7 protein-coding genes, 1 rRNA gene and 1 riboswitch are annotated in these 8551 nt (G+C 53.4%); of the genes, 2 read left to right on the forward strand and 6 right to left on the reverse strand.

Features of this window, described 5'->3' with window-relative positions; all coding sequences use genetic code 11:
• From ACOTX3_RS25435 to btuB, 3 genes are all read right to left on the reverse strand, one after another.
• A 16S ribosomal RNA gene (locus tag ACOTX3_RS25435) occupies positions 1-103 on the reverse strand; the annotation flags it as partial.
• Positions 104-488: 385 nt separating this feature from the next.
• The gene (gene murI / locus ACOTX3_RS25440) at positions 489-1340 is read right to left on the reverse strand and encodes a glutamate racemase (RefSeq protein ID WP_032618543.1); all 852 of its coding nucleotides are present in this window, start codon (positions 1338-1340) and stop codon (positions 489-491) included.
• Positions 1285-3138, reverse strand: a complete 1854-nt coding sequence (gene btuB, locus ACOTX3_RS25445) for a TonB-dependent vitamin B12 receptor BtuB (protein ID WP_058679571.1) — start codon at positions 3136-3138, stop codon at positions 1285-1287. Before btuB ends, murI begins: the two co-directional genes overlap by 56 nt.
• A 66-nt stretch (positions 3139-3204) precedes the next feature.
• A riboswitch (cobalamin riboswitch) is annotated at positions 3205-3380 on the reverse strand.
• A gap of 104 nt (positions 3381-3484) precedes the next feature.
• On the opposite strand from btuB, the gene trmA reads away from it, so the two are divergent.
• On the forward strand, positions 3485-4585 hold the full coding sequence (trmA, locus tag ACOTX3_RS25450; RefSeq protein WP_013099295.1) for a tRNA (uridine(54)-C5)-methyltransferase TrmA: 1101 nt from the start codon (positions 3485-3487) through the stop codon (positions 4583-4585).
• A 79-nt stretch (positions 4586-4664) separates the two neighbouring features.
• On the opposite strand, the gene ACOTX3_RS25455 is transcribed toward trmA, so the two are convergent.
• Both ACOTX3_RS25455 and fabR read right to left on the reverse strand, forming a co-directional pair.
• A complete protein-coding gene (locus tag ACOTX3_RS25455) occupies positions 4665-5024 on the reverse strand; it encodes a YijD family membrane protein (protein ID WP_008501783.1) in 360 nt (119 codons plus the stop codon).
• Between the two features lie 9 nt (positions 5025-5033).
• Positions 5034-5672, reverse strand: a complete 639-nt coding sequence (gene fabR, locus ACOTX3_RS25460; protein WP_008501784.1) for an HTH-type transcriptional repressor FabR — start codon at positions 5670-5672, stop codon at positions 5034-5036.
• A 196-nt stretch (positions 5673-5868) separates the two neighbouring features.
• Here fabR and sthA point away from each other — a divergent pair, with 196 nt between their 5' ends.
• A complete protein-coding gene (gene sthA / locus ACOTX3_RS25465) occupies positions 5869-7269 on the forward strand; it encodes a Si-specific NAD(P)(+) transhydrogenase (protein WP_014833741.1) in 1401 nt (466 codons plus the stop codon).
• Here sthA and oxyR read toward each other — a convergent pair.
• A complete protein-coding gene (oxyR, locus tag ACOTX3_RS25470) occupies positions 7252-8169 on the reverse strand; it encodes a DNA-binding transcriptional regulator OxyR (RefSeq protein WP_014833742.1) in 918 nt (305 codons plus the stop codon). The genes sthA and oxyR overlap by 18 nt on opposite strands.
• Positions 8170-8551: the final 382 nt, after the last annotated feature.

Raw genomic sequence — 8551 nt, forward strand, 5'->3', positions numbered from 1 at the left:
CCACTCGTCACCCGAGAGCAAGCTCTCTGTGCTACCGTTCGACTTGCATGTGTTAGGCCTGCCGCCAGCGTTCAATCTGAGCCATGATCAAACTCTTCAATTTAAAAAGTTTGATGCTCAATGAATTAAACTTCGTAATGAATTACGTGTTCACTCGTTGAGACTTGGTATTCATTTATTGTCCGAGGACGTTAAGAATCCATGTCACTTTGAGTGCCCACACAGATTGTCTGATAAATTGTTAAAGAGCAGTGCAACGCGGCTTTCGCTCACCGTTGCGAGGTCCCGTATAATACGTTTTCCTCATTCAGAGTCAAGTGATTATTTTTACTTTTCTCTGTCGGCATTCATCTCTGAACCCCGCTAACCCGGCGGCTTGCAAGCCGTTGTTCCGTGTCAGTGGAGGCGCATTATAGGGAGTTCTCAGACGTTGACAACCCCTCTTTAAAAAAAAACGTTCAACCGTCTCTTTTTTGCTCAAAACCGTGCTACAGCGCGAGTTTTTCGAGCGTTTCAAACCCATAACGGCGCAAAACGGGTAAAAGTTGTTCAGTCTCGTTTGTTAGTGCCATACAAAACGCGATATTCGCATCGGCAGATTTGGCATCCGGCGCTTCATGTTCCAGCAGCCAGGCAGTACGACGGGCAATAGCCGCACCGGAATCCACCAGACGCGTCCCCTCCGGCAGTACTTCTAACAATTCTTCCTGTAAGAGCGGGAAATGAGTGCAGCCCAGAACGACGGTATCCGGCGGTTCCGGCATACGCAGCCACGGGCGAAGAATACGACGCAGCTCCTCAAGTGGCACCGTCTTGCCATGCAGCTTCGCTTCAGCCATCTCCACCAGCTCTGCCGAACCGAGCATCGCGATCTGACATTCATTGGCAAAACGATCGATCAATTCACGCGTATAAGGACGCTTCACCGTGCCGCGCGTAGCCAGCAGACCCACAATACCATTCGCAGTCAGGCGCGCAGCAGGCTTTATTGCGGGAACGACGCCCACAACCGGGAACTGAAATTTTGCGCGCAAGGCTGGCAGCGATACCGTGCTTGCCGTATTACAGGCGATGACCGCCAGCGCCAGAGGATAACGCTGCTGTACCGCGGTGACGATTTCAACGACACGCTCAACAATAAAGTCCTCGCTCTTCTCCCCATAAGGGAAAGCGACGTTATCGAAGGCGTAGATATAATGGAGATCCGGCAGGAGATGCCGAATCTCATCATAGACCGAAAGCCCACCAACGCCGGAATCAAATACCAGCACGGTGGGACGCGGATTAGAAGGTGTAGCTGCCAGACAAGGTGTATTCCCGTCCTGCAGTTTGGTAGCCATAAACTGTCTCGTAATCTTTATCGAACAGGTTGGCTATTTTACCACGAACTGTAAGGTGAGAGGTGACAGGATATGAAACTGCGACATCCCACAGGCTTACCCCGCCCATTTTCACGCGTTCTGACGCATACGTGTCTGGATCGATTGCGACATCATAGCGGGTGCCGAGGTAACGGTAAGCGAGGTTCCAGTCGAGATCCCATACCTGCCAGTCAAGTTGATACTTAACCTGCTGCTTAGAACGGCGGGCCAGCACTTCATGAGTTTTGGCGTTACGCGGGTCAACATAATCATAGGAGATCTGGTGTCCAACCGGTCCAGTTTCGAACTGTGCCGTCGCTTCCACACCTTTAATACGCGCTTCGTCAACGTTGTAGTACCGATACGTATGCGGATCGCTGCTGATCAGGTTATCGATATCATTACGATAACCGGTGATACGCCAGTTGACCGGTCCCGTCAGGCCTTCAAAGCCCCCTTCCCACTGTTTACTCTCCTCCGGTTTAAGGTTCGGATTGCCGTAAGAAGCGCTGTGGATCTGGCTCATCGTCGGTGCTTTAAAAGCGGTGCCGTAGGAGGCAATCACGCGATAGCCATCCACAAACTCCCACGCTGCGCTGGTTTGCCACGTGCCATGGTTGCCAAAGTTGGAGTTGTCGTCATTACGCGCCGCCGCTTCCAGCGTCACGCTGTTGAACTGCTGCATCGCAGACGCGAACACGCCGGTATTACGTTGCTCGTAACCTTTTTCCAGGTAACCGGTCCCAGCCTGCGTCTTCTGCTTTTGCCAGTCCAGGCCTGCACCGATATTGCCATGGCCGACTTCTATAGTGTTGAGCCATTGGGTGGTGTACTGCTTCACGTCATCCATGGTTGCGGAATCAGCGTAGCGCCCTTTCTTCGGATCATAGTTCTGATCTTTACTGCGGCCGTAACCCACCACCAGCTGTGACTGGAAAATCCCCTGGCTGTAACGCAAACCGGTATCCCAGTTCTGGCTGTAAAGCTGACGAGTATCAGGTCGTCCATCCACCATAAAATTGGCGTCGTAATGATCGTAACCGTCATACGCGGTGCGGTTGTCATAACCAAAGCCACGGAAGAATCCGCTCACGCTGTCGGTAATTTGCTGTTCCACGGAGCCGTACAACGATTTACTCATAAAACCATCGCGGTCAGGCTGGCGCGGCGCATCCTGGGCAGCAATATCAAAGCCGCGGGTATAGGTGTAGTTACCCGCCATAGTGATTTTGGTTTTATTCAGCACCTGCTGGAAAGCGCCATCATAGGTCTGGTAGCCCTTAGAGCCGACGCCCGCTGAGATTTCCGCACCCGGCTTATCACGCCCGGTGATGATGTTAATCACGCCGCCAATCGCGTCGGAGCCATACAGCGCAGAACGCGGGCCACGGACGTATTCGATTCGCTGAATCAGCGAGGTTGGGATTTGGCTCAGATCGGGAACGTTGCTAATCCCGGCGCTGTTCAACGGTACACCGTCAATCAGGACCAGAACATGACGGGATTCAGTGCCGCGAATAAAGGTAGAAGAGGTGGCACCTAGGCCACCGCTTTGCGCGATATCTACGCCCGGCAGACGTGACATAATCTCCACAACGCTCTTTGCCTGCCAGCGCTCAATATCTTCACGCGTCACCACGGACGTCGGTGCCAGAACTGTTTTTGCCGGTTGTTCAAAACGATTTGCTGTCACCACCAACGAGTCAGCGCTATCCTGCGCCCAGCCCGAAAATGCCGTAACGGACAACGCCGTTAAGAGCGATACTTTTTTAATCATTGTTAAAGCATCCACAATATAAGAAGGATGCCGCAGGCCTCATCTATAGCACGCGATGATGAAACCAAATGCGACGTGATCCCGGCAGGTCTTCGGGCTGGGTGGCGTTTTGTGGATGAAGACTTCCCATTTTCACAGTGTCTGCAACTCTCATCCCGCCAGTCTTTACCGCTGCGCGTCAGCTCCAGATTTACACTGGATTCCCTTTTCACTCTCAGGAGACCGGAAACAGAATGCTACAATTAGACACGTATAGATGTCCAGATAGCTATTAGCCATTAAATCTGGACATCCAGTGCACATTCCCTACAATCCCCGCGTAATTCTTTATCACTCAGGACGCATCATGACCCCCGAACACCTCCCGACAGAACAGTACGACGCACAGCTGGCAGAGAAAGTTGTCCGCCTGCAAAGTATGATGACGCCTTTCAACGCGCCCGTTCCTGAGGTGTTCCGTTCCCCCGTCAGCCACTACCGTATGCGCGCCGAGTTCCGCATCTGGCACGATGGCGACGACCTGTATCACATCATTTTCGATCAGCAGACTAAATCCCGTATCCGGGTTAACAGCTTCCCAGCGGCGAGTGAGCTGATTAACCAGCTCATGACTCTGATGATTGACGGTGTGCGCAACAACCCGGTGCTGCGCCATAAGCTGTTCCAGATTGACTACCTGACCACCCAAAGCAATCAGGCCATTGTCTCTCTGCTGTACCACAAGGCGCTTAACGACGAGTGGCGCGAGCAGGCAGAAGCGCTGCGCGATGCGCTACGGGCGCAAAACATCAACGTTCACCTGATTGGCCGCGCGACAAAAACCAAAATCATGCTGGATCAGGATTACATCGATGAGCGCCTGTCGGTGGCAGGAAAAGAGATGGTTTACCGTCAGGTAGAGAACAGCTTCACCCAACCTAACGCGGCGATGAACGTGCAAATGCTGGAGTGGGCGCTGAAAGCGACCGAAGGGTCAAAGGGCGATCTGCTTGAGCTGTACTGTGGGAATGGCAACTTCTCGCTGGCACTGGCGCGCAATTTCGAGCGCGTACTGGCAACGGAAATTGCCAAACCGTCCGTTGCGGCCGCGCAGTACAACATTGCCGCCAACCATATCGACAACGTGCAGATTATTCGTATGGCAGCAGAAGAATTTACGCAGGCCATGAACGGCGTGCGCGAATTTAACCGTCTTGAGGGGATCGATCTGAAGGGCTATCAGTGCGAGACGATTTTTGTCGATCCGCCGCGCAGTGGCCTGGACAGCGAAACCGAGAAGATGGTGCAGGCATACCCGCGTATTTTGTACATTTCCTGTAACCCGGAAACGCTGTGCAAAAACCTGGAAACATTAAGCCAGACGCACAAGGTTGAACGTCTGGCGCTGTTCGATCAGTTCCCGTATACGCACCATATGGAGTGCGGTGTTTTACTTACCGCACGGTGATCTGTAGGCCGGATAAGCGTAGCGCCATCCGGCGTTTTTGGCAGGTGGCGCTTCGCTTACCTGCCCTACAAATAATTCCTTACTCCGGCAACTGGCTCTTGCGGCTGCGCATGCGAGAGCCAATCCAGAACACCAGCGCCACAGACAGAACAGCAGGGAAGAAGTTAGAGCCGATATCCGGGTACTCTGCGCGCACCACCGTGCTGTACAGCAATACACCCAGAATAAAGCAGGCAGCGGCCAGACCCGGTAACCCCACCGGCATGGTGCGGTTCAGATAACGCTGGTGCAGGCAGTAAACCGTCAGCACCAGGGCGATAAGCGGGAAAATCGAGAAGGGTACGATGGAGCTAAAAATTGCGGCAAACGTACCATTAATGGATAAGCCAGCGATCAATGCCAGCAACAGCGTCCCTTTATCCTGACCTGACTGTTTCATTACTCACCTTCACTCTTCGGTTTGATGTGCCAGTTTCTCTTGTTCACGGCGATACCAGTAGTACGCTCCTTTGGAAATCATCCTGAGCTGCAATACCAGTCGCTCTTCGAGTTGCTTACGTTGTTCAATGCTGACATCCAGCGCTTCGGCACCTGCACTGAAAACAATCGTCACCATTGCTTCAGCCTGTGCTTCGGTGAACGCACGCGGCATATGGTTTTCGAGTTCAAGATAGTCGGCAAGTTCCGCAATGAAATGCTGAATTTCACGCGCGACAGCGGCACGAAATGCCGCTGACGTCCCTGAACGCTCGCGCAGCAACAGGCGAAACGCGTTGGGGTTATTGCCAATAAATTCCATAAAGGTCGACACGGAGGTACGGATAACGCTACCGCCTTTCGCGATACGCTGCCGCGCCTGGCGCATCAGCTGGCGCAGCATGAGCCCACTCTCGTCGACCATGGTCAGACCCAGTTCATCCACATCACGGAAATGGCGATAGAAGGACGTTGGCGCAATCCCGGCCTCGCGTGCGACTTCACGCAGGCTCAAACTGGCAAAACTCCGCTCAGCACTCAGTTGACTGAATGCAGCTTCCACCAGCGAACGCCGGGTTTTCTCTTTTTGTTGTGCTCTTACGCCCATCACGATAGTTGAATCCTTCCAAAGGTCTGATGGCACTATACCAGAGAATAAAATTAATCTGTTTACCTGGCTTTGTGAATGATTGTTTACGCGCGCTTTGTGCTCCACTGCCGGAAAAAAGCACAACGATAATTGGGTTACCCTGGCAATGATGTTATGATTCTGTTGCTTTTATGTATAAGAACAGGTAAGCCTTGCCATGCCACATTCCTACGATTACGACGCAATAGTTATTGGTTCCGGCCCCGGCGGCGAAGGCGCTGCTATGGGTCTGGTAAAACAGGGAGCCAGAGTAGCGGTCATTGAGCGCTACCATAATGTTGGCGGCGGTTGCACCCACTGGGGCACCATCCCTTCCAAAGCCCTCCGCCACGCCGTTAGCCGCATTATTGAATTTAACCAGAACCCTCTTTACAGCGACCACTCCCGACTTCTTCGTTCCTCTTTTGCCGATATCCTGAATCACGCAGATACCGTTATTAACCAGCAGACACGCATGCGTCAGGGTTTTTACGAGCGTAATCACTGCGAAATACTTCAGGGTAACGCGCATTTTGTGGATGAACATACGCTGGCGCTAGAGTGTCACGACGGTTCGGTTGAAACCCTCACCGCTGAAAAATTTGTTATCGCCTGTGGTTCCCGCCCGTATCATCCGGCAGACGTGGATTTCTCACACCCACGCATTTACGACAGCGATTCCATCCTCAGCCTGCACCATGAACCACGCCATGTGATTATCTATGGCGCGGGGGTGATCGGGTGTGAATATGCGTCTATCTTCCGCGGAATGGATGTCAAAGTTGATCTGATTAACACCCGCGACCGCCTGCTGGCTTTCCTGGATCAGGAGATGTCAGACTCGCTCTCCTACCACTTCTGGAACAGCGGTGTGGTGATTCGCCACAACGAAGAGTACGAGAAGATCGAAGGCTGCGACGACGGCGTGATCATGCATCTGAAGTCTGGCAAAAAGCTGAAAGCCGACTGCCTGCTGTATGCTAACGGCCGTACCGGTAACACCGATTCACTGGCGCTGGAAAACATCGGTCTGGAGACGGACAGCCGTGGTCAGTTGAAGGTTAACAGCATGTACCAGACTGCCCTGCCGCACGTTTACGCGGTCGGTGACGTGATTGGTTATCCGAGCCTCGCTTCCGCGGCCTATGACCAGGGACGCATTGCGGCGCAGGCGCTGGTAAAAGGCGAAGCGACGGCGCATCTGATCGAAGACATTCCAACGGGGATTTACACCATTCCGGAAATCAGCTCCGTGGGGAAAACCGAGCAGCAGCTGACCTCCATGAAGGTGCCTTACGAGGTGGGTCGCGCCCAGTTTAAACATCTGGCACGGGCACAAATTGTTGGCATGAGCGTGGGAACGCTGAAGATCCTGTTCCATCGTGAGACGAAAGAGATCCTCGGTATTCACTGCTTTGGTGAACGCGCGGCGGAAATCATTCATATCGGCCAGGCGATAATGGAGCAAAAAGGTGGCGGTAACACCATTGAGTACTTCGTTAACACCACCTTTAACTACCCGACCATGGCGGAAGCCTATCGGGTTGCCGCGCTGAACGGTTTAAACCGCCTGTTTTAACGCGTTGTCAAAATGGCCATCCATCGCACCACGGATGGCCTCTGCCAGCTGCTCATAGCGGCTGCGCAGCGGTGACCCCGGACGATAAACCAGACCTATAGTACGACGTGGCTCTGGTTTAATGCACGGCAGGTAAACCACACCGTCACGTTTACGCTCGCGCGGCACGGCCAGCGCAGGCAGCAACGTAATACCACTTCCCGCCGCCACCATATTACGCAGCGTTTCCAGGCTGGTTGCGCGGAAATGGGTATCTTCATCCGCTCCCGCTTCAAAACAGAAGCCCATCGCCTGATCGCGCAGGCAGTGGCCATCTTCCAGCATCAGCAGCTTTTCACCGGCCAGATCGGCCATCGGCACGCGATCGCGGTTCGCCCACGGGTGATCTTCGTAGATCGCCAGCATCATCGGCTCGTCAAACAGCGGCACTTCGATAAAGGCTTCGCTCTCTTTTACCAGCGCCAGAATGGCGCAGTCGAGCTTGCCGCTATCTAACTGTGCCAGCAGCTGATGGGTTTGCGCTTCATGCAGATACATTTCGAGTTTCGGGAACGTCTGGTGCAGCATCGGAATGATGTGCGGCAGAAGGTACGGACCAACGGTTGGGATCAGGCCAATATGCAGCGGGCCGGACATGGTCTCCCCTTGCTGACTTGCCATTTCCTTGAGCACTTTGACCTCGCGCAGCACGGTGCGCGCCTGATCCACCAGCAGCAAACCCGCCTGAGTGAACAGCACTTTACGACTGGTGCGCTCCAGCAGCATCACGCCCAGCTCATCTTCCAGCTTGCGGATCTGACCGCTCAGCGTAGGCTGGCTGACGTGGCAGGAATCTGCCGCACGGCGAAAGTGGCGATGCTCGGCTAACGCTACCAGGTATTCAAGATCACGAATATTCATTATTCATCCTCCGTCGCCACGATAGTTCATGGCGATAGATAGCATAGCAACGAACGATTATCCCTATCAAGCATTCTGTTGAATAATACACCACATAGACGAGGCGGCACGTGTTTGACCCTTGACGTCCCCGCACCGTCAGCGAGTTTCTCTCAAAACTCGAACAACTAAAGCCAACGTGAACTTTTGCGGACCCCGTGGTCCGCTTTTTTTTGCGTAAAAAAGCCCGGGGGTAAAAGCAAAATGGCAACCGAAGTTGCCATTTTTAGGGTTTGCTCCCTCTCCCTGTGGGTGTACAGTCCGGGGACATGGTTGACAGGTGTTCGGGGACATGGTGAACACTTTTTAACATCCTTTACCCATGGTGATCGACTTTTTCTTC

It is taken from the genome of Enterobacter cloacae complex sp. IR5384 (assembly GCF_049237265.1).
GTDB classification, from domain to species: domain Bacteria; phylum Pseudomonadota; class Gammaproteobacteria; order Enterobacterales; family Enterobacteriaceae; genus Enterobacter; species Enterobacter cloacae.

Coding starts and splice junctions, on each gene's coding strand:
- btuB (WP_058679571.1), bottom strand. CDS start 3,138: ATGATTAAAAAAGTATCGCTCTTAACGGCGTTGTCCGTTACGGCATTT.
- sthA (WP_014833741.1), top strand. CDS start 5,869: ATGCCACATTCCTACGATTACGACGCAATAGTTATTGGTTCCGGCCCC.
- ACOTX3_RS25455 (WP_008501783.1), bottom strand. CDS start 5,024: ATGAAACAGTCAGGTCAGGATAAAGGGACGCTGTTGCTGGCATTGATC.
- oxyR (WP_014833742.1), bottom strand. CDS start 8,169: ATGAATATTCGTGATCTTGAATACCTGGTAGCGTTAGCCGAGCATCGC.
- murI (WP_032618543.1), bottom strand. CDS start 1,340: ATGGCTACCAAACTGCAGGACGGGAATACACCTTGTCTGGCAGCTACA.
- trmA (WP_013099295.1), top strand. CDS start 3,485: ATGACCCCCGAACACCTCCCGACAGAACAGTACGACGCACAGCTGGCA.